Annotated in this window: 16 protein-coding genes; 7 read left to right on the forward strand and 9 right to left on the reverse strand. The window is 60.3% G+C overall.

Annotated elements, in window-relative coordinates; all coding sequences use genetic code 11:
• Positions 1-3: 3 nt before the first annotated feature.
• The 5 genes from pstA to B5E56_RS10010 all read left to right on the forward strand — a co-directional run bounded on the left by pstA (position 4) and on the right by B5E56_RS10010 (position 4825).
• Positions 4-870, forward strand: a complete 867-nt coding sequence (gene pstA / locus B5E56_RS09990) for a phosphate ABC transporter permease PstA (RefSeq protein WP_087389806.1) — start codon at positions 4-6, stop codon at positions 868-870.
• Positions 871-882: 12 nt separating this feature from the next.
• Entirely contained in the window at positions 883-1644 is a 762-nt protein-coding gene (pstB, locus tag B5E56_RS09995) for a phosphate ABC transporter ATP-binding protein PstB (RefSeq protein ID WP_087187821.1), read from the forward strand.
• Between the two features lie 12 nt (positions 1645-1656).
• Entirely contained in the window at positions 1657-2307 is a 651-nt protein-coding gene (phoU, locus tag B5E56_RS10000; RefSeq protein WP_087269114.1) for a phosphate signaling complex protein PhoU, read from the forward strand.
• 29 nt (positions 2308-2336) lie between these two features.
• Complete coding sequence (locus B5E56_RS10005) at positions 2337-3005, forward strand: response regulator transcription factor (protein ID WP_087269117.1); 669 nt, start codon at positions 2337-2339, stop codon at positions 3003-3005.
• An 89-nt stretch (positions 3006-3094) separates the two neighbouring features.
• Entirely contained in the window at positions 3095-4825 is a 1731-nt protein-coding gene (locus B5E56_RS10010; protein ID WP_087389637.1) for a sensor histidine kinase, read from the forward strand.
• Positions 4826-4937: 112 nt separating this feature from the next.
• Here the strand turns inward: B5E56_RS10010 and arcC are convergent, their stop codons facing one another.
• From arcC to ssnA, 8 genes are all read right to left on the reverse strand, one after another.
• Positions 4938-5879, reverse strand: a complete 942-nt coding sequence (arcC, locus tag B5E56_RS10015) for a carbamate kinase (protein WP_087389639.1) — start codon at positions 5877-5879, stop codon at positions 4938-4940.
• Between the two features lie 126 nt (positions 5880-6005).
• Positions 6006-7205, reverse strand: coding sequence for a knotted carbamoyltransferase YgeW (gene ygeW, locus B5E56_RS10020; RefSeq protein ID WP_087187816.1), 1200 nt, complete (start codon positions 7203-7205; stop codon positions 6006-6008).
• A gap of 105 nt (positions 7206-7310) precedes the next feature.
• On the reverse strand, positions 7311-8702 hold the full coding sequence (locus B5E56_RS10025) for a YgeY family selenium metabolism-linked hydrolase (RefSeq protein ID WP_087389642.1): 1392 nt from the start codon (positions 8700-8702) through the stop codon (positions 7311-7313).
• A gap of 65 nt (positions 8703-8767) precedes the next feature.
• Complete coding sequence (dpaL, locus tag B5E56_RS10030) at positions 8768-10003, reverse strand: diaminopropionate ammonia-lyase (RefSeq protein ID WP_087187814.1); 1236 nt, start codon at positions 10001-10003, stop codon at positions 8768-8770.
• A 298-nt stretch (positions 10004-10301) separates the two neighbouring features.
• Entirely contained in the window at positions 10302-12872 is a 2571-nt protein-coding gene (gene xdh, locus B5E56_RS10035) for a selenium-dependent xanthine dehydrogenase (protein WP_087389644.1), read from the reverse strand.
• Between the two features lie 16 nt (positions 12873-12888).
• Positions 12889-13440, reverse strand: a complete 552-nt coding sequence (locus B5E56_RS10040; protein WP_087187866.1) for a 4Fe-4S binding protein — start codon at positions 13438-13440, stop codon at positions 12889-12891.
• 158 nt (positions 13441-13598) lie between these two features.
• Positions 13599-16595: a putative selenate reductase subunit YgfK gene (gene ygfK / locus B5E56_RS10045; protein ID WP_087389647.1), complete on the reverse strand. Its 2997-nt coding sequence runs from the start codon at positions 16593-16595 to the stop codon at positions 13599-13601.
• 264 nt (positions 16596-16859) lie between these two features.
• The gene (gene ssnA, locus B5E56_RS10050; RefSeq protein ID WP_087389649.1) at positions 16860-18200 is read right to left on the reverse strand and encodes a putative aminohydrolase SsnA; all 1341 of its coding nucleotides are present in this window, start codon (positions 18198-18200) and stop codon (positions 16860-16862) included.
• Between the two features lie 427 nt (positions 18201-18627).
• Here ssnA and B5E56_RS10055 point away from each other — a divergent pair, with 427 nt between their 5' ends.
• Positions 18628-19266, forward strand: a complete 639-nt coding sequence (locus tag B5E56_RS10055; protein WP_087187810.1) for a helix-turn-helix transcriptional regulator — start codon at positions 18628-18630, stop codon at positions 19264-19266.
• 53 nt (positions 19267-19319) lie between these two features.
• On the opposite strand, the gene B5E56_RS10060 is transcribed toward B5E56_RS10055, so the two are convergent.
• Positions 19320-20648, reverse strand: coding sequence for a uracil-xanthine permease family protein (locus B5E56_RS10060; RefSeq protein WP_087389652.1), 1329 nt, complete (start codon positions 20646-20648; stop codon positions 19320-19322).
• A gap of 340 nt (positions 20649-20988) precedes the next feature.
• On the opposite strand from B5E56_RS10060, the gene B5E56_RS10065 reads away from it, so the two are divergent.
• Complete coding sequence (locus B5E56_RS10065; protein ID WP_087187808.1) at positions 20989-21963, forward strand: lysine exporter LysO family protein; 975 nt, start codon at positions 20989-20991, stop codon at positions 21961-21963.
• Positions 21964-21970 lie beyond the last annotated feature (7 nt).

Genomic DNA, 21970 nt, shown 5'->3' on the forward strand with positions numbered 1-21970 from the left:
GTGATCGAAATGAAACCTCTTTCCGGAAAGCGGAAGGCCTATGACCGTACCCTCCGTTTCCTGCTCTACTTTTGCGCGATCCTGACCTGCGCGCTGCTGGTGTTCGTCATCGGCTATATCTTCATCAATGGTCTGCCCCACATCTCCTGGGAGTTCCTGACCACCGAAACCAGCTATATCAAGGACACCATCGGTATCCTGCCCAACATTCTTAACACGGTCTATATCGTGGTTGTCACCCTGATCTTTATCCTGCCTCTGGGCGTGGGGGCCGCCATCTACCTCACCGAGTACGCCCGCAACCGCCGGCTGGTGGGTATTCTGGAGTTTGCCACCGAGACCCTCACCGGCATCCCCTCCATCATCTTCGGCCTGGTGGGTATGCTCTTCTTCTGTCAGTTCCTTGGGCTGAAGGCCTCCCTGCTGGCCGGCTCCCTCACCCTGGTCATTATGACCCTGCCCACCATCGTCCGTACCACTCAGGAGGCCCTCAAGACCGTGCCCCAGTCCTACCGTGAGGCCGCTCTGGGCCTGGGCGCCGGCAAGTGGCGCATGATCCGCACGGTGGTGCTGCCCTCCTCGGTGGACGGCATCGTCACCGGCTGCATTCTGTCCGTGGGCCGCATTGTGGGCGAGTCCGCCGCCCTGCTCTTTACCGCCGGCATGGGTATGGCCCTCAATGACTTTTTTGCCTCCTTCGATCACTTTATCCACTCCTCCGGCGCTTCCCTCACCGTGGCCCTGTATGTGTACGCCAAGGAGCGGGCTGAGTTTGACGTGGCCTTTGCCATTGCCGCCATCCTGATGCTGCTCACCCTGGTCATCAACCTGACCGCCAAGCTGGTGGGCAAGAAATTAAAGAAGAAATAAGGAGTTCCAACCATGGATGAAAATACGATTCTGTCTGTGAAGGGGCTGGACCTCTGGTACGGCCAGACCCAGGCCCTGAAGGATGTCAGCGTGGACATTCCCGAAAAGCAGGTCACCGCCCTCATCGGCCCCTCCGGCTGCGGCAAGTCCACCTTCCTGAAAACCCTGGACCGGATGAACGATCTGGTCCCCGGCATCAAGATCACCGGCTCCATCCAGTACCGTGGCCAGGAGATCTACGACTCCAAAGTGGACGTGACCTGGCTGCGCAAGCAGATCGGCATGGTATTCCAGAAGCCCAACCCCTTCCCCATGTCCATCTACGACAACATCGCCTACGGTCCCCGTACCCACGGCATCAAGAACAAGAGCCGTCTGGACGACATTGTGGAGAAGTCCCTCCAGGGCGCCGCTATCTGGGACGAGGTGAAGGATCGCCTCAAAAAGTCGGCTCTGGGCCTGTCCGGCGGCCAGCAGCAGCGTATCTGCATCGCCCGCGCTCTGGCGGTGGAGCCCGACATCCTGCTGATGGACGAGGCCACCTCCGCTCTGGACCCCATCTCCACCTCCAAGATCGAGGACCTGATTGCCGATCTGAAGAAGGACTACACCATCGTCATCGTCACCCACAATATGCAGCAGGCCACCCGTGTGTCCGACAAATGCGCCTTCTTCCTGCTGGGCCAGCTCATCGAGTTCGGGGATACCACCCAGCTCTTCTCCGTGCCCAAGGATAAGCGCACCGAGGACTACATCACCGGCCGCTTCGGTTAACAGGAGGCTCTCATGAGAAAAACCTTTGACGCCGAGCTCCAGGAGCTCAATTATGAAATGATCGACATGGCCGCCGCCGCTGAGGACGCTATCGACGTGGTGGTGGAGTCTCTGGCCTCCAGCGACGATGCCGCCGCCAAATCCGCGGTGGAAATGACCAAGCACATGGACGAAATGGAGCGGGACATCGAAAACCGCTGCCTGCGTCTCCTCCTCCAGCAGCAGCCCGTGGCCCGGGACCTGCGCACCATCTCCGCCGCCCTGAAGATGGTCACCGACCTGCAGCGCATCGGCGACCAGTGCTCCAACATCGCTGAGATTTCCCTGCTGCTGAAGGAGCAGCAGCAGACCCAGACTCTGGCAGACATCCGCACCATGAGCCAGAAGGCCGGTGTCATGGTGAAGCGGGCCATTTTCGCCTACGTCAACCGGGATACCGATGCGGCCAACGCCGTGGTCAGCCTGGACGACGAGATTGATCAGCTCTTCCGCACCATCAAGAGCGAGCTGGTGGAACTCATCGTGGAGAACCGGGAGACGGCTGACCAGGCCATCGACCTGATTATCATCGCCAAGTATCTGGAGCGCATCGCGGACCACGCGGTGAATATCGCCCAGTGGGCTATTTTCTGTGTCACCGGAGAGATCCAGCTCCAGGCCTGAGCCCCCAATACGAAATGGAAGGTGATCCCATGTCCAGAGCCATCGTGGTGGTGGAGGACGACGAGAGCATCCGCGAGATGCTCCGGTACTATTTTCAATCCGTAGGTTATACCGTTCGCCCCTATGAATCCGGCGAGGCCATGTTCGAGGGCGAGACGGCCCATAGCCTTCCCGTGCTGTTTATTCTGGACATCATGCTCCCCGGCATGGATGGTCTGGAAATCCTCCGCCGCCTGCGGGAGGGCCGGGACACCGCCGAGGTGCCGGTCATCATGCTCACCGCCCGCAGCGCTGAGATGGACCGGGTATCCGGCCTGGAAAACGGGGCGGACGACTATGTGGTCAAGCCCTTCGGCATCATGGAGCTCCAGGCCCGGGTGAAGGCGGTGCTTCGCCGCACCGAGCGCCGGGGCGACCAGGTGCTGACCTGCGGGGATCTGGAGATCGACCCCGCTGCCCGGGAGGTCCGCAAGGGCGGTAAGCTGGTGGACCTTACCTTCAAGGAGTTTGAACTGCTCAAGCTGCTGTGTGCCCGCCGGGGCGTGGCCCTCACCCGGGACGAGATACTCCAGACCGTATGGGATTACGATTACACCGGCGAGACCCGCACGGTAGATATGCACGTTAAGGCTCTGCGCCAGAAGCTGGGCGACGACGTGGTCACCACGGTCCGGGGCGTGGGCTATAAAATGTCCTGACGGCCTGCCGCCCTGCCGGGGCGGCTGCCGTCACACCACGGGCGGCCTCCATCCGCCCGTTTTCCCATTATCTGCGAGAGGAGCCTATTATGAAGAAACGAATCATCGGCGCAACACTGCTCACCGTGGTGTTCGCCCTGCTGATCTCCAATGTCGTGGGGGTCCTGATGTTCCGCAGCCGGGAGATGGACGCCGCCCGCTCCACCCTGCAGGAGCTGCTGGAGCTGATGGACGCCCAGAGCGCCATCACCGAGCCGGAGGCTTTGATGGAGCAGTTCCATGCCGCCGCCCCCGACAAGCGGCTCACCATCATCGACACCGACGGCACCGTGTTGGCCGATACCGACGCGGACGCCTCCCAGCTGGAGGATCATAACAGCCGTCCCGAGGTGATTGATGCCGAGCGCTCCGGCTGGGGCGAGGCGGCACGCCGTTCCGATACCCTTGGAACCTCCATGTTCTATGTGGCCAAGCGCTTTGCCGACGGCATGATCGGCCGTGCTGCCATGCCCCTGTCCTCCATCAACTCTTTGGTGATGAGCGGCGTCTGGGGCTTCCTGATCGCCTCCATTGCCGCCCTGCTGCTGGCCTTCCTGCTGTCCCACCGCACCGCCAACCGTATCATAACCCCTCTCAACTCGGTAGGCGGCGCTCTCCAGGGCGTATTGGACGGCAAAAAGACACCCGGACTGGAGGATCTTCAGGCCGACGACGAGCTGCGTCCCATCCTGCGCTACATTGACAAGCTGATGGATCAGCTGGGCGGCTACATTCAGTCCATTACCGCCGAGCGGGACAAGGTCAGCCTGATCTTGGACTGTATGGACGAGGGCCTGATCCTGCTGGATGAGGAAGGCAAGGTGCTGGCCATCAACCGGGCTGCCCGTACCCTGTTCGGCTTCCCCGAGGGAGAGCAGGAGGACGGCGCTCTGCTGCTCACCCGCAGCCGCCGGCTCCGGGAGGCCATCCATGACTGCCAGGAAAAACATTCCTCCATTATGCTGGATGTGGATGCTCTCACCGAGGATGCCCGCTCCCTGCGGCTCTTCGTCTCCCCCGTCTCCGGCCGCCAGTATGAGGGCCAGCCGGTGGGTACCTCCATCCTGGTGTCCGACGTCACTGAGCTGAAGAAGGCGGAGGGTATCCGCAGTGAATTCACCGCCAACGTGTCCCATGAGTTGAAAACTCCTCTGACCAGCATCAAGGGCTTTACCGATATGCTGTCCAGCGGCATGGTAACCTCTCCCGCCGATCAGAAGCGGTTTATCACCATGATCGGCGTGGAAGTGGACCGGCTCATCGACCTCATCAACGACATTCTCAAGCTGTCCGAGCTGGAGTCGGTGGCCATTGACCAGACCGAGGAGCGCTCCGCGGTGCTGGACGCGGCCCATGACACCGCCTCCCTGCTGGAGCCCTCCGCCAAGGCCGCCGGTGTGACCCTGGCCGTGGAGGGCGAGAGCGTCACCGTAGGCGTCCCCATGAGCCGGCTGAAGGAGCTGCTCTTCAATCTGATGGGCAACGGCATCAAGTACAGCGAAAACGGCGGCACGGTGACCACCCGTGTCCATGTACAGGACGGCAAGGCTGTGATCTCAGTGGAAGACCACGGCATCGGCATCCCCGAGGAGGACCAGAGCCGGGTATTTGAGCGGTTCTATCGGGTGGAAAAGGGCCGGGCCCGCAAGAACGGCGGCACCGGCCTGGGGCTGGCCATCGTCAAGCACATCACCCAGCTTTACGGCGGCACCGTCAGCCTGGAGAGCCAGGTAGGCAAAGGTTCCACCTTCACTGTGATCCTTCCCATTCCCAACAACTAAGACAAATCCCCTGCCGGTTCTCCGGCAGGGGATTTTTATGCCATAAACGTGCCCGCCCCGGAGCCTTCCGGAGCGGGCACGTTTTGCTTTGTTCGTTTGGAGTTTGCTTGGATTACTGATGGATAGCGGTACCGGTGCGGCCGGCCACGCCGTCCTTGGCCTTCTCCAGCAGGGTGATGAGGGCGGAGCGGCCGGGAGCGCTCTCAGCGAACTCCACAGCGGCCTGCACCTTGGGCAGCATGGAGCCGGGAGCGAAGTGACCCTCAGCGATGTACTTGCGAGCCTCGTCGGGAGTGAGGGAGTCCAGCCACTGCTCGTTGGGCTTGCCGAAGTTGATGGCCACCTTCTCCACGGCGGTGAGGATGATGAGGGTATCGGCCTCCACCTGCTGAGCCAGCACGCAGGAGGCGAAGTCCTTGTCGATAACGGCAGCAGCGCCCTTCAGGTGATGACCCTCGGTCTTGTAAACGGGGATACCGCCGCCGCCGCAGGCCACTACCACCAGGCCGGCAGCCACCATGTCACGGATGGACTGGATCTCAATGATGGACTGGGGCTTGGGAGAAGCCACCACACGGCGATAGCCGCGGCCGGCGTCCTCGATGACGTTGTAGCCGCGCTCGGCCACCATCTTGTCGGCCTCTTCCTTGGTCATGAAGGCGCCGATGGGCTTGGTGGGATTCTGGAAAGCCTTGTCCTCGGGGTCCACCTCAACCTGGGTCAGCACGGTGGCCACGCCCTTGTTGATGCCCCGATCCAGCAGCTCCTCCCGGAGGGCGTTCTGCAGGTCGTAGCCGATGTAGCCCTGGCTCATGGCCACGCACACGGACAGGGGGCAGGGGATGTACTTCTCCGGCTCGGAGCGGGTCAGCTCGGCCATGGCTTTCTGGATCATGCCCACCTGGGGACCGTTGCCGTGGGCGATGATGACCTCGTGGCCCTCTTCAATCAGATCCACGATGGCCTTGGCGGTCTGCTTCACGGCGATCATCTGCTCAGGAAGATTGTTGCCCAGAGCATTGCCGCCCAGGGCGATCACGATACGCTTGCCCATGTTAAACACCTCAATATTCGTAAAATAGTGGGGCCCGTCCGCACAGATACAGGCAGGTTGACCTATGCGGACGGGCCTTTAAAAGGAAGGGGAAGGAAAAATGGAAGTCAGATATGGATCAGAATCTTACTTCTGGAACCAACGGGCGATGCCGCGCTCCTCCAGGGCCTTCAGAGTGGCCTGGGGATCCTTAACCTTAGCCAGGAAGATCATAGCGGCGATGATGTAGGGCTTGTAGGAAGCCTCCTTGTACAGAGGATCACGATAGCGATCGAACACGGAAGCCTCGACCTCGCCATCCTTGCAGGACACGTCGTTGATGTCGGCGGGCAGGCAGTGCATATACAGAGCCTTGCCGTCCTTGGTGGTCTTCATCAGCTCCTCGGTGCAGCACCAATCCTTGTGGTTGGCGTTCTGAGCCAGCAGCTCCTTCTCCAGAGCCTTGATGCCGTCGGTGTCGCCCTCGGCGTACAGGTTGGTGCGCTTCTCCATGGCGGCGAAGGGAGCCCAGCTCTTGGGATACACGATGTCGGCATCCTTGAAGGCCTCAGCCATGCTGTTGGTCTTGGTAAAGGTGCCGCCGGACTTCTCGGCGTTCTTCTTGGCGACCTCCTCGACCTCGGGCATAACCTCGTATCCCTCGGGGTGAGCCAGGACGACGTCCATGCCGAAGCGGCTCATCAGGCCGATGATGCCCTGGGGCACGGAGAGGGGCTTGCCGTAAGAGGGGCTGTAAGCCCAGGTCATGGCGATCTTCTTGCCCTTCAGGTTCTCAACGCCGCCGAAGTGATGGATGATGTGCAGCATATCGGCCATAGCCTGGGTGGGGTGGTCGATGTCGCACTGCAGGTTGACCAGGGTGGGCTTCTGCTCCAGAACGCCGTCCTTGTGGCCCTGGGTCACGGCCTCAACCACTTCCTTCTGATAGGTGTGGCCCTTGCCGATGTACATATCGTCGCGGATGCCGATGACGTCGGCCATGAAGGAGATCATGTTAGCGGTCTCGCGGACGGTCTCGCCGTGAGCGATCTGGCTCTTGCCCTCGTCCAGGTCCTGAACCTCCAGGCCCAGCAGGTTACAAGCGGAAGCGAAGGAGAAACGGGTACGGGTGGAGTTGTCGCGGAACAGGGAGATGCCCAGGCCGGACTCAAAGATCTTGGTGGAGATGTTGTTCTCACGCATATAGCGCAGAGCGTCGGCCACGGTGAAGACGGCCTCGATCTCGTCGTCGGTCTTGTCCCAGGTCAGGAAGAAATCGCCCTCGTACATCTCCTTGAAGTTCAGGGCATTCAGCTTGTCGATATACATCTGCAGAGTCTTGTCCATTGCAATCGATCTCCTTTTCAATATTTAGTCGGTTGGTGGATGGATACGGGTCTCATATCCGCAGGGGCGGCTTGCGCCGCCCCATATGGCCTATGTCAGCGCTTCTTACTTAATGTCGTTGTTGGTCTTGCCGGCGCGGAACTGGGTCACGTCAGCGGTCTTGTTCTCCTCCTTGTACAGGCCGGGCACGGCAGCGTACAGGGCGGCGCAGGAAACCAGGTCCTGCTTCCAGGTGATCTCGTTGGGGGCGTGAGCCTGAGACTCAGCACCGGGGCCGAAGCCCACGCAGGGGATGCCGTAGCGGCCCTGGATGGCAACGCCGTTGGTGGAGAAGGTCCACTTGTCGATCAGAGGACGGTGACGCAGGTGCATGGCGCCGTCGGGCCCGATGCGCTCCTCGCCGAACAGGGCGTGGTGGGCGTCGGCCAGAGCCTGAACGTGAGCGGCGTTCTCCTTGTTGATCCAGGTGGGGAAGTAAGCCTCGGTCTCGTACACCTCGCCGGTCCAGGAGGGACGGTCGTACATATACATGGAGACCTTCACGTCGTCGCCGTACTTCTTCACGTTGGGCAGGTTGCGGATCTCATCCAGGCAGGAATCCCAGGTCTCGCCGGCGGTCATACGGCGGTCGATGGAGATGGAGCAGGAGTCAGCCACAGCGCAGCGGCTGGGAGAGGTGTAGAAGATCTGGGAGGTGGTGCAGGTGCCGCGGCCCAGGAAGCGGGCGTCCTCGTAGTGGTCGGGGTTGTACTTGGGGTTGAGCATCTTCACGAGGCCCTTGATCTCGGTGGAGTCGGCGTCGTCGTTCTCGTTGAGGGCGCGCACATCCTGGAGAATGTCAGCCATCTTGTAGATAGCGTTGTCGCCGCGCTCGGGAGCGGAGCCGTGGCAGGAAACACCCTTCACGTCCACGCGGATCTCCATACGGCCGCGGTGACCACGGTAGATGCCGCCGTCGGTGGGCTCGGTGGAAACCACGAACTCAACCTGCTCCTTCTTAATGCCCTTGGCGGGGAAGAACTTGTTGACGATGTACTGCCAGCACATACCGTCGCAGTCCTCTTCCTGCACGGAGCCCACAACCATGATCTTGTAGCCGTCGGGGATCAGGCCCAGATCCTTCATGATCTTGGCGCCGTAGGTAGCGGAAGCCATGCCGCCCTCCTGGTCGGAACCGCCGCGGCCGTAGATGACCTCGTCATCCTCGTAGCCCTCGTAGGGATCGTGGGTCCAGTTGTTGATGTTGCCGATGCCCACGGTGTCGATGTGGGAGTCGAAGGCGATGATCTTGTCGCCCTTGCCCATCCAGCCAATGATGTTGCCCAGGCCGTCCACCTCGACCTCATCGTAGCCCAGCTTCTCCATCTCGGCCTTGATGCAGGCGACAACTTCCTTCTCCTCGCAGCTCTCGCTGGGGTGGGAGATCATGGCCCGCAGGAAACGGGTCATATCAGCCTTATAACCTTCGGCAGCAGCTTTGATCTTCTCAAAATCCATGGTAATGACCTCCATTTTCAATTTATTTCACGGTTTCATCGGGACATTTCCCGGTCAGCACAAACTTAGTAAGGCTTCTGGGGGGTGTCGATGGTGGGATACTCGCCGTCCCAGATCACCCGACGGAACTTCAGGGGATCGGTGTTGCCCTCGGTGGAGAACATGAGCACCTGGCTGAAGCGGTTGAGCTCCAGAGCGTCGCGCAGCTCCTTGTAGGTGTCGTCGCACATGATGGCGTCCAGCACGCCCATACCCACGGCACCGGACTCGCCGGAGATCACAGTGGGATCGCCCTTGACAGGCACGCCCAGCATACGCATACCCTTGGCGCTCACCCAGTCGGGGCAGGAAATGAAGGCGGAAACATGGTTGCGGAGGATGTCCCAGGAGATGGTGTTGGGCTCGCCGCAGGCCAGACCGGCCATGATGGTCTGGAGGTCGCCGGTGACGATGCGGGGCTTGCCGTCGTTGGCCAGAGCACCCTGATAGAGGCAGTCAGCAGCGCGGGCTTCCATTACCACGAACTTGGGAGGATCGTTGGGGAACAGGTTGGTGAAGTAACCCACCACAGCGCCGGCCAGAGAGCCCACGCCGGCCTGCACGAACACGTGAGTGGGGCGGTTCACGCCGCACTGACGGAGCTGATCGGCAGCCTCGTTGGCCATGGTGCCGTAGCCCTGCATGATCCAGGAGGGGATCTCCTCGTAGCCGTCCCAAGCGGTGTCCTGCACGATGACGCCGTGCTCGGTCTGCTCAGCCTCGGCGGCGGCCATACGCACGCAGTCGTCGTAGTTGACTTCCTCGATGGTGACCTTGGCACCCTCCTTGGCGATGTTGTCAAAGCGGGACTTGGCGCTGCCCTTGGGCATATGTACCACAGCCTTCTGGCCCAGCTTGTTAGCAGCCCAGGCCACGCCGCGGCCGTGGTTGCCGTCGGTGGCGGTGAAGAAGGTGGCCTGGCCGAACTCCTTGCGGAAGGCCTCGCTGGTCAGGTAGTCGTAGGTCATCTCGGAAACGTCCCGGCCCATCTCCTTGGCAATGTACTTAGCCATGGCGAAGGAACCGCCCAGCACCTTAAAGGCGTTGAGGCCGAAGCGGTAGGACTCATCCTTCACATACACGCCGCCCAGGCCCAGGTACTTGGCCATGCCCTCCAGCTGAGCCAGGGGGGTGATGGAGTACTGGGGGAAGGAGCTGTGGAAGAAGCGGGCCTTGGCCACGTTGGACAGGGACATGACGTCCAGCTGCTTGTCGTCGCTCTTCGGCATTTTATTGAGGACCCATTTGAGCTGGTCTTTCATCGAACACTCGCCTCCAAATTTTCTTTGCGCACTCGCAAACTTTCTTTTGTTTTCTGAGACCATCATACCACTTGTTTTCCAGTTGTCAAGAGGAAATCAGAAAAAAATATTGATATACTAAAAATTTTTTTGGCGACGTCTCAAACCCTCTGGTTTTAGTGGGTTTTCCCCCCTCCCCTCTTCCCGGTCAGAGCAAAAAAGGAGGCCTCAGAGCGGTGGTTTTTCCACCGCTGATCTGAGGCCCCCTGGAAGGTCTTTGGGCGGCCTCCGTGACTGGGTAACTGGGTATGAGCGTTGCTTACTTTTTGTAGTAGGTCTTTTCCATGGGCAGGCTGGTACGCAGGATGTGATCCTTGGCGTAATAGGCGCCCTGGACAGCCGGTGCAGTGGGGATGGTGGCGATCTCACCGATGCCCTTGGCGCCGTAGGCGAAGGGCAGCAGCTCGTCCTTCTCCACATAGATGGCGTGGATATCGGGGATCTGGTTGGACCGCATCAGGCCCAGAGTGCCGTACTTGGCCTGGGGCACGCAGTCCTTCAGGGGGAAGTCCTCGGTGAGGGCGTAGCCCAGACCCATGAGCACGCCGCCCTCGATCTGACCCTGGATGGAGGTGGGGTTGACCACCTTGCCGGAGTCGTGGGCCGCGTAGACCTCCTTGACCTGACCCTCGTCGTCCAGAATGACCACATGGGTGGCAAAGCCGTAGGCCACATGGCTCTTGGGATTGGGCTTGTCGGAGCCCAGCTTGTCGGTGGGATCGAAGAACTCGGCAAAGTACTCCTTCCCTTCCAGCTTGGACAGGTCGCCGTTCACCTCGTCCATATCCTTCTTCAGATCCACGGCGGCCATACGCACGGCCTCGCCGGTAATCAGGGTCTGACGGGAGCCGGAGGTAGTACCGGAGTCGGGAGCCACTTCAGAGTTGGCACCCATGTTCCGCAGCAGCAGCCGGGGCAGCCCGGTGGTCTGGGAGAGGACCTGGAGGAAGACGGTGGCGCAGCCCTGACCGATGTCGGAGGCGGCGGCATACAGCTCCACCATGCCGTCACGCACCACCAGCTTGCAGCGGCCCTTGTCGGGCAGGCCCACGCCCACGCCGGCGTTCTTCATGGCGCAGGCGATGCCCGCGTGGTCCATGTTGGCCTCGTACACGTCCTTGACCGCCAGCAGGGTCTCCTTCAGAGCGGTGGAGCAGTCGGCGATCTGGCCATTGGGCAGCACCTTGCCGGGCTCAATGGCGTTGCGGTAGCGGATCTCCCAGGGGGAGATGCCTACCTTCTCGGCCAGCAGGTTGATGTTGGACTCCAGGGCAAACTCGCTCTGGCACACGCCGAAGCCACGGAAGGCACCGGCAGGAGGATTGTTGGTGTAGTAGCCGAAGCCGCGGATGTCGGTATTCTGGTAGCAGTAGGGGCCCACGGAGTGGGTGCAGGCACGCTCCAGTACGGGGCCGCACAGGGAGGCATAGGCGCCGGTGTCGAAGTAGATCTCGCAGTCCAGACCGGTAAAGATGCCGTTCTCATCGCAGCCCAGGGTGAAGGTACCCTCCATATAGTGGCGCTTGGGGTGGAAGTTGATGGACTCCTGCCGGGTGAACTTCACCTTCACCGGCTTGTTCACCTTCAGGGCCGCCAGCACCGCCAGGTGCTGCACGGACACGTCCTCCTTGCCGCCGAAGCCGCCGCCCACGAACTTGTTCTCCACCACGATGCGGTCTGGCTCCCAGCCCAGCATGATGGAGATCTCCTTCCGGGTGTCGTACACGCCCTGGTCGGAGGTGTACACCTTCACGCCGTCCTTGTAGGGGAAGGCCACGGCGCACTCGGGCTCCAGGAAGGCGTGCTCGGTGAAGGGAGTCTTGTAGCTCTGGGTCACCACATACTTGGAGTTGGCCAGGGCGGTCTTGGCGTCGCCCCGGGTCACATGGCGCTGCTGGCACAGGTTGCCGTTGGGGTGGAGCTTGGGGGCATTCTCGGCCATGGCCTCCTGGATGGAGCGCACCGGCTCCAGCTGCTCGTAGCTGATCTTCACCAGCTTCTTGGCCTGGGCCAGCACCTTCTCGTTCTCAGCAACCACCAGGCAGATGGCGTCGCCCACACAGCGGGTGATATCGCCCTTGGCGATGAACACATCCCAGTCCTGCTGGATGTGGCCCACCTTGTTGTTGGGCACGTCCTCAGCGGTGAGGACAGCCAGCACGCCGGGCAGCTCCAGGGCCTTGGAGGCGTCAATGTCCAGCACCTTTGCTCTGGGATACTGGGAGCGGACGGCGGAGGCGTGAACCATGCCCTCCATCTCGATGTCGTCACAGTAGGCGCCGCTGCCCAGCACCTTGCCCCGCACGTCAGTGCGGAAGGCCCGGTCGCCCACGCCGTATACGTCGCCCTTCTCCAGCTCGGGGTCGATCTTCTCCTCTCCCCGGAGGATGGCGGCGGTGAGGGAAATACCCTCAATGATCTTCTTGTAGCCGGTGCACCGGCAGATGTTGCCCCGGATGGCCTTCTTGATGTCGGCCTCGGAGGGATTGGGGTTCTGGTCAATGAGGGCCTTGCCCGCCATCACCATACCGGGGATACAGAAGCCGCACTGGACGGCGCCCACCTTGCCGAAGGCGTACACAAAGGCCTCCTGCTCGTCGTGGGACAGGCCCTCTACGGTAAGGATGGTCTTACCCACCGCCTTCTTGGTGGTGAGGACACAGGACTTGACGGCCTTGCCGTCCACCACGATGGTACAGGTGCCGCAGGCGCCTTCGCTGCACCCGTCCTTGACGGAATAGAGGTGCAGATCGTCGCGCAGATAGCGCAGCAGGGGCTTATCCTCCTCGGTGGTACGGAGGAGGCCGTTTACGGTAAAAGAATAGCTCATCTGTGGTCCCTCTTTCCTATGCAAAGTCAGCCACGGTAAAGACGCCGTCAGCGTCCACGATCACGCCCCGGGGGCACTTTACCGCGCACATTCCGCAGGAGATGCAGCGCTCCGGATCGATGACCGCGTGGTTGTCCACCATGGTAATGGCGGCCGCCGGACAGTTGCGCTCGCACATACGGCAGGTGATGCAGCTGACGTCGCAGGCATTCCGGGCCACGGGGCCGGCATCCTGATTGGAGCAGCGGGGCACGATGGTGGTGTCCGCGTCCACCAGACGGATCAGGCCCTGGGGGCAGGCCTCCACGCACAGGCCGCAGCCCACGCAGGCCTCCCGGTCCACCACGGCAGCGCCGTGGACACCGATGTGGATGGCGTCCAGACGGCAGGCCTCCACGCAGCTGCCCAGGCCCAGGCACCCCTGAGCGCACTCCAGCACTCCGTCGGCAAAGGCCTGCTTTGCCATGCTGCAATCCAGGTAGGACAGATCCGCCTCTCCCCGGCGCTTGGCCCGGCTGCCGCCGGCGCAGTACACCATGGCGATACGGTTGTTTTGGGTCGGTGCCATGTTGGGTTCCTCCTTACACAGGGCGGGCTCCAGGGATTCCCGCCCGGTCAGTATTCCATCGTCCAATCCACCTATCCCCCACGCGCACGCAAAGCCTCAGTCAACACTGAGGCGATGCGCGCTGCCGTGGGGGGTGGCAGTGGAACCGATTTACACTTTTACTTCAGCAGATAGCTGTAGCTGTCATACACAGCGCAGATCAGCTTGCGCAGGGGCTCGTACAGACCGCAGCCGGCGTCGGCCACATCGTACTCCTTGACCTGGCCGCCCAGACGGACCCGGGTCTTGGTGCCTTCCAGCTTCAGGAAGCCCTCGTTCTCGCTGTTGACGAAGTCCTCCTCGCTCCAGAACAGGGTGAACTTATCCTTGTAAGGACGGCTGTCGTAGGGGCAGAAGGTGCCGCAGTTGCCGCACTCGTTACACATACCATCCACATGGATGATCTGGCGCATCCGCATACCGGGCACGGCGATGGCCACGTTGGCACGGTTGGGGCACACCTCGGTGCAGGTCTCGCACACGGTGGCACAGCCCAGGCAGCGGATGTCGTCGCAGCTGCTGCAATCGGTGCAGACGTCGCCGCGCTTGGCCAGAGGCTTCTGGTAGTCGGGGTTGACGTTCTTGTCCACATAGACGTTCACGTCGAAGTCCTGAATGGCGCGGGCAGCCTTGGTAGCGCCGGCAATGGCCTCCACCACGGTGCCGGGGCCCTTCTGGCCGTCGCCGATGACGTAGACGTTCTTTACGGAGGACTCCAGGGTGTCGGCGTTGACCACAGCCTTGCCGCGGTTATCCACTTCCAGGCCGTTGGCGGTGTACAGCTCGGTGTCCACCTTCTCGCCCACGGCGGTGATGACGGTGCAGGCGGGGACCTCAACCACCTTGCCGGTGTCCACGGGGGACCGGCGGCCGGAGGCGTCGGGAGCACCCAGCTCCATCTGGTGGCAGGTGAGCACGCCGTCCTTCACACCCACGGGAGCCAGCAGCTCGCAGAACTCCACGCCGTCCTCCAGAGCCAGCTCCAGCTCCTCCTGATCGGCGGGCATATAGCGCTTGGTGCGGCGGTAGACCAGGGAGACCTTCTCCACGCCGGGGATGCGCTTGGCGGCCCGGGCAGCGTCCATAGCGGTGTTGCCGCCGCCGATGACCACCACGTTCTTGCCCAGATCCAGGCTCTCGGGGGCCTTCTTGGCCTTCTCCAGGAACTCGATGACGTTCATTTCCTCGCCGTACTCCATGCCGGCGCTGCCCTTGTGCCAGGCGCCGGTGGCCAGGATGACCTGGGTGTAGCCCTTGTCGAAGAGGTCCTGCACGCTCTTGACCTCGGTATTCAGCTCCACCTTCACGCCCATGGCGTTCATCAGCTTGACATCGTTGTCGATGGCCTCATCGCTGATACGGAAGGCGGGGATCACGTGACGGACGATGCCGCCCAGGGAGTCCTTGCGCTCAAAGATAGTCACATCCACACCGGCGCGGCCCAGGAAGTAGGCGGCGGACATACCGGCGGGGCCACCGCCGATGACGGCAACCTTTTTGCCAGCCACGGGAGCAGCGGGCTTCAGCTTGGGCAGCAGGGCCTCAAAGCCGCCCTCGGCAGCCTTCAGCTTTTGGGTGCGGATGTACACGCTCTCGTCATAGGCGTTGCGCATACACTTGTCCTGGCAGCGGTGAGAGCAGATGGTGCCGGTGATGAAGGGCAGAGCGTTGCGGTGGGTGATGATCTGGAGGGCCTCCTCGTACTTGCCCTCGTTGACCTTCATCAGGTAGGCAGGGATATCCTGCTCAATGGGGCAGCCGTTGCGGCAGGGGGCCTCGAAGCAGTCGATGAGAGGCACCTTCTTGTCCATCTTGCGGCTGGGGATGGGCTTCATGGGCTTCTGGTAGTGGGCGTCGGTGACGAACTCCTGCACCAGAGCCTGGGCCTTGGCCACGTCCACGCCGGTCCAGGGCTCATAGCTGATGTCCATCAGCTCCTTGCCGATCTGGCTGAAGCGCTGATAGCCGCCGGGCTTCAGGACGGTGGTAGCCATGGTGATGGGCCAGATACCGGCCTCAAACAGCTTCTTGATGGAGTGGATGTCGGCGCCGCCGGAGTAGGAGATACGCAGCTTGCCCTTGAACTCCTTGGACAGCATCCCGGCCAGGGACAGGGACAGGGGGTACAGGGAGCGGCCGGACATATACATCTCCTCGCTGGGCAGCTCGCCGGCCTTCACATCCACGGGGAAGGTGTTGGTGATCTTCACGCCGAACTCCAGGCCCCGCTCGCCGGTGAGCTTCATCAGGCGGTGGAACATGGGGATGGCGTCGGCCCACTGCAGGTCCTCCAGGAAGTGGTGGTCGTCAAAGGCGATGTAGTCGAAGCCCAGGCCGTCCAGGGTCTTGCGGGCGAACTCATAACCCAGCAGAGTGGGGTTGCACTTGATGTAGGTGTTCAGGTTCTTTTCGGTAATGAGGTAGGTGGCGATGCGCTCGATCTCATCGGGGGGGCAGCCGTGGAGGGTGGACTCGGTGATGGAGTCGGACACCTTGGGGGAGATGGCCTTCACATAGGCCTCATCCACGTTCTGGAACTTGTCCAGGTTAGCCAGAGCCCAGTCCATGCACTCCTTCCAAACCTCGGTCTGGGAGGCGTCCATCATGCCGTTGATGTACTTGTCCACTTTCTCGCTCTTGATGCCGGCCAGGTCGTAGCCCACGCTCATGTTGAACACGAAGCCGTTGGGATCGCCCAGCTCCAGCTCCTTGGCCAGCAGCTTGCAGGCGAACCAGGCCTTGACATACTCGGCGAAAGCCTGGGGCACATACAGCTCGGTGGACCACTCGCAGTTGTAGCACTCGTCAGCGGCGGTGATGCAGGGCTTGTTGACGCACTTGCTCAGCTCGTCGCCGTCCATGACCTGAACGGTCTTGACCTCAAAGAAGCGGCTGCCGGCGGCGTAGGCGGCGATGATGTTCTGGGCCAGCTGAGTGTGGGGGCCGGCGGCGGGGCCGTAGGGAGACTCGATCTTCTCCTCAAAGATGGGCAGGGTCTTGCCGTTGGTGTGCTTGACCAGCTTGGACACGCCGAAGATGGAACCCTGGCTCTTATACTCGCTGAGGATCCAGTTCATCAGGTGGGCAAAAGGCATGGGACGCATAATATCACTCATAATCAAAACCTCCAGTTATCGTTATAACTCGGAATTACATTTTGTTTTCAGTTTTTGGGCTTTTCTCAGTAAGTGCAGTGGTTCAGCTCGCCCCACAGCTTCTTGGACTGCTCCATGCACCAGGCGTTGATCTTGGCCCCACCCGGACCGGCCGGGCGGGGCCCCCGATCCCTTTTATCTGCTCGGGGCGAATGAATCGCCCCGGCATCAAGGTTTTGCCGGAGGCAAAACCCTTGGTGAGGACAAGATCAACCTGTGCCGTGCTCAGTAAGTGCAGTGGTTCAGCTCGCCCCACAGCTTCTTGGCCTGTTCCATGCACCAGGCGTTGATCTTGTCCTCGTCAATGCCCACGAACTCGCGGTCCTTGTACAGCACCTTGCCGTTGATGATGGTGGTGCGGCAGTTCTTGCCCATCATGCCAAAGAGCATATGGCCATCGATGTTGGCGTCGGAGAAGGGAGTGAAGGGCTTGTAGTCCATCACGATCACGTCGGCAGCGGCGCCGGGCTTGAGCACGCCCAGAGGCTTCTTGAAGTAGCGGGAGCAGATCTTGGCGTTGTTCTGGAAGAGCATCCCGGTGGCCTCGCACCAACCCACGTTGGGCTGACAGACGTTGTGGCGCTGCATGGGCAGCAGGACCTTCAGGCTCTCCAGCATATCGTGGGTGTAGGCGTCGGTGCCCAGACCGATGAGGATGCCCCGGTTGTACAGCTGCAGCACGGGAGAGCAGCCCACGGCGTTGCCCATGTTGGACTCGGGGTTGTGGCAGACCATGGTGTTGGTCTCCTTGATGATGTCCATCTCGGCGGGAGAGACGTGGATGCAATGGCCCAGCATGGTCTTCTCGCCCAGGATGCCGTTGTACAGCAGGCGGTTGATGGGGCGGCAGCCGTAGTTCTGCAGGGAGTCGTACACGTCGTTCATGCCCTCGGCCACGTGGATGTGGAAGCCGGTCATGCCGTCGTTGGCCTTGACCATCTTCTCAAAGGTCTTGTCGGAGATGGTGAACAGGGCGTGGCCGCCGAACATGGCCTTGATCATGTCGTCGTCCTGCTCCTTGGCCCACTTAGCGAAGTCGGCGTTCTCCTGAATGGACTGATCGCACTTCTCCTGGCCGTCACGCTCGGACACCTCGTAGCAGAGGTTGGCGCGCATACCCAGCTCCTTGCACACGTCCTTAATGGCAAAGAGGGAACCGGGGATCTCACAGAAGGAGGCGTGGTGATCAAAAATGGTGGTCACGCCGTCCCGGATGCAGTCCAGGATGGTGGCGTAGGCGCAGGCGCGGGTGCCATCCAGGGTCAGGTGGCGGTCGATGTACCACCACTGGCCGTCCAGCACCTCAAAGAAGTTGGTGGGATTGAAGCCGTTGATGGACAGGCCCCGGGCCAGACCGGAATAGATGTGAGTATGGACGTTGATAAGGCCGGGCATGATGACGCCGCCCTTGGCATCCACGAACTCGGCATCGGGATACTTGGCCTTCATGTCGGCCAGGGAGCCGACCTCCTTGACCACCTCGCCGTCCAGAACAACGGCGCCGTCTTCCAGATAAGGGAGCTCCTCGCTCCGGGTGATGAGTCTGCCATTACCGACCAGCAGCATAGTAAGTTCCTCCTTTAAATTTCGTTCTTTTTCTCCGTAAAAAAATTGCCCATTCCTGGTGGAATGGACAGTACAAATTCGTTCTTCTCTAGGTTGCATCCGCAACCCAGCCGAATTCCATGTCCATCCAGCCCGTGCGCGAAAGCACTCCGTTGCAGCTACAACTTTTTATATGGAAATTTGTGCATCTTGCATAGTTTCATTCTCTCGTTGTTTTTATGTTACCACACTTCGCACGGATATGCAATACTTTTGTTAGAAAAACAAAAAATTTTTTAGGTCCGCAAAATGAGTTGAATCTGAGCTGAAATGTGGTAAAATGATAGAGATATATTTTACCGTCTGCCGCTGAATCGGTGACCTTTGGTGCCCATTCCTCCGGGGGTGCCTGCCGCTCTGGCGCAGACTCTGAAAGGAGGGAATCTACGTGCCAGAAGCATCTACCCTGCAATTCCTCTTCAAACTGGCCAAAGGGATCGCCAGCCAGTTTGGTCCCAACTGCGAGGTGGTGGTTCATGACCTGGCCACCAACGATCCGGAAAGTTCCATCGTCGCCATTGAAAACGGGCAGGTTACGGGACGTAAGGTGGGCGATGGACCGTCTCATGTGGTCCTGGAGGCCCTGCGGGGCAATCAGGACCAGCTGCAGGATCACCTGTGCTACCTAACCCGCACCAAGGACGGCAAGATCCTCAAGTCCACCACCATCTACATCCGGGATGACGACGGCACCCCCATCGGGATCTTCGGCATCAACTACGATATCACCCTGATGCTGGCCATGGAGACTGCGCTCAAGCAGTTCACCGCCACTGAACGGGAGGAGAAGGAGCCCGAGCCCATCTCCCGCAATGTCTCCGATCTGCTGGATGAGCTGATGGAGCAGAGCGTGAAGATCGTGGGCAAGCCTGTGGCGCTGATGAATAAGGAAGACAAGGTGAAGGCCATTCAGTTCCTGAACGACACCGGCGCCTTCCTTATCACCAAAAGCGGCGACAAAGTATGCAAGTTCTTCGGAATCTCCAAGTATACGCTGTACAGCTACATTGATGAAGCTAAGGAATGATCCTAGGAAAGGGCCCGGCTCCCCAGGGAGCCGGGCCTTTTATTGTCTTTGGTTTATTTACTCTCCTTGTCCTTGGGCAGGACCAGATTGAGGATGATGGCCATGATGGTGGCAACTACCACGGAGGAGGAACCGAACACGGTGTTGACCCAAGTGGGGAAGCCCTCGCCGGCCAGGCAGCCGGACACCTGGGTGATACCAACGCCCAGAGCCACAGACAGGCCTACCACGGAGCTCTTGCGGGGGGTAAAGCCGCCCTCGGTGATCATGCGGATGCCAGTCATGGTAATGGTGGCAAACACCGAGATGGTGGCGCCGCCGATGACGCTCTGGGGAATGGTGGTGAGCAGGGAGGCAAACTTGGGCATCAGACCGGCCACCAACAGGATACCGGCAGCCAGAGCAAAGACCGCCCGGTTGATGACCTTGTTGACGGTAACGATACCCACGTTCTGGCTGTAAGTAGCAGCAGGGAGGCCGCCGAAGAAGGCGCCCAGGATGCTCATAACGCCCTGGCCAATGATACCGCCGGACAGTTCGCGATCGGAGGGCATCCGGTCCATGCCGCCCATGGTGGTGGAGGACAGGTCGCCGATGGTCTGCACCGCGTTAACCACATACACGATACCCAAAGACACGGCAGCAGCGGGGACAAACTTGATCTCAAAGGGCATAAACTGGGGCAGCGCGGCCCACTGAGCGGTCTCCACGCCGGAGAAATTCACCATACCCAGGGCCATGGCCACAAAGTAACCCACAATCATACCGATGAGAATGGCACCCAGCTTGAAGATACCCTTGGTGAAGTTGGTGAGAATAAACACCACCGCCAAGGTAATGAGGGCTACCAGCCAGCTCTTCGGAGTTCCGAACTCAGGGGTGCCGGCACCACCAGCCATATAGCGCACCGCAGTGGGATAGAGAGACAGGCCAATGGTGAAGATAACGGTACCGGTGACCAGAGGCGGGAAGAGGGGGCGGATCCACTTGACAAAGATGCCAAAAACAATGGCCACACAACCGCCAATAATCTCGGCGCCAAGAATTGTGGCAATATCGAATTCCGTTCCAATCGCCTGCAGGGTGGGGATGTATGCGAAGCTGATGCCCATGATAACGGGCAGGCCGGCACCGATGCGCCGGAAGATGGGGAAAAGCTGGAGCAGAGTGGCAAGGGCGGTCAGGATCAGGGAGACCTGAATCATCAGGGTCTTCTCTGCTTCGCTCAGACCACAGGTGTTGGCAACCAGAATAGCAGGCGTAATGATACCCACTACCGCGGCCACCACGTGCTGGAGGCCCAGGGGGATCAGCTGACCCGGCTGGGGGATACCGTTCCATTGAAATACGGTATCAGAGTTCTTTGTTTTTGGTGTACCCATTCCAATCACCTCACAAAAATTTTTTTGCCCAAATAGTTTTTTTGCTCAACCAAACTATAACCCATTTAAACTTCAGATGCAAGTGAAAAATGGAGCACGCCCCCCAAAATTCTTTCCCTTTTTTTGTGCAAATCATGAAATTATATCCAGAATATTAGGGCAGATCTTATAACTTTAGTATCCTTCACAAACTAAATAGTTTTAAAAATGCGAGTTGACTTTCACTTATTGACCGCTGTCGTTCAGGGGTGGACTTTCCATAGGAGATATGCTAGAATGGCCCTGCTGCCTGTTTCCGCGTTTTTTCTCACATTTTATGGTTCAGAAAGGATGTACTTCTATGGGCACTACACTCAGCACCCTGAGCAATCTGGCGATCTACATTGCGCTGGTAATTCTGGGCGCACTGATCGGCTCCCGGCCCGGGGTACGCAGTCGTCCCCTGGTATGGGTGGGCAAGCTGCAATTTGTAGCTCTGATGATTCTGATTGTTACCCTGGGCGTCAATCTGGGCGCCAATGATGAGGTCATTGCCTCTCTGGGCCAGATCGGTCTGGCCGCGCTGCTCATTACCGTGTTGGCTATGTTTGGCTCCATCCTCTTTCTTACCCTACTGCGCCGGTTCGTCCTCAAGCTGAACCATGTGGGTCTGCCCCGGGGCAGCAACCAGACCGGTGAAGATACTGCCCACTCCGCAGGCAAGGCGGACAACTCCCTCACCAAATGGATCGTCATTGCGGTAGTGCTGGGTATGCTGGCCGGCCGCTTTGTATTTCCCCCCGCCGTCACCGCCCACTGCGGTACCGTCATCAACTTCGGCCTCTACCTGCTTCTATTTATGGTAGGTATGGATATGGGCAAGCAGGGCACCTTTGTCAGCGACATCAAGACCGCCGGTTTCCAGGTGCTGCTGGTTCCGGTGGCAGTGTGCGCCGGTACTCTGGTCTTTGCCGCTCTGGCTGGTCTTTTTCTCCCTCTCGGCATCAAGGACTCTATGGCCGCCTCCGCCGGCATGGGCTGGTACTCCCTGGCCCCCACTCTGCTGGCTCCCTATTCCCTGTCGGTATCGGCAGTGGCCTTCCTGTCCAATGTGATGCGGGAGATCTTCTCCATCCTGGCCATTCCCTTTGTGGCCCGGTATGTGGGCTATGTGGAGTGTGCCGCCCTCCCCGGCGCCGCCGCCATGGACACAGTGCTGCCGGTGGTGGTGGGAGCCACCCATGAGCGTATCACCATCTATTCCTTTACTTCCGGCGTGGTACTCTCCCTGGCGGTGCCCGTTCTGGTACCTGCCATCGTTGCTCTGCCCATCTGAGGAGGCG

The organism is Flavonifractor sp. An112, assembly GCF_002161085.1.
In the GTDB taxonomy this organism is placed as follows: domain Bacteria; phylum Bacillota; class Clostridia; order Oscillospirales; family Oscillospiraceae; genus Flavonifractor; species Flavonifractor avicola.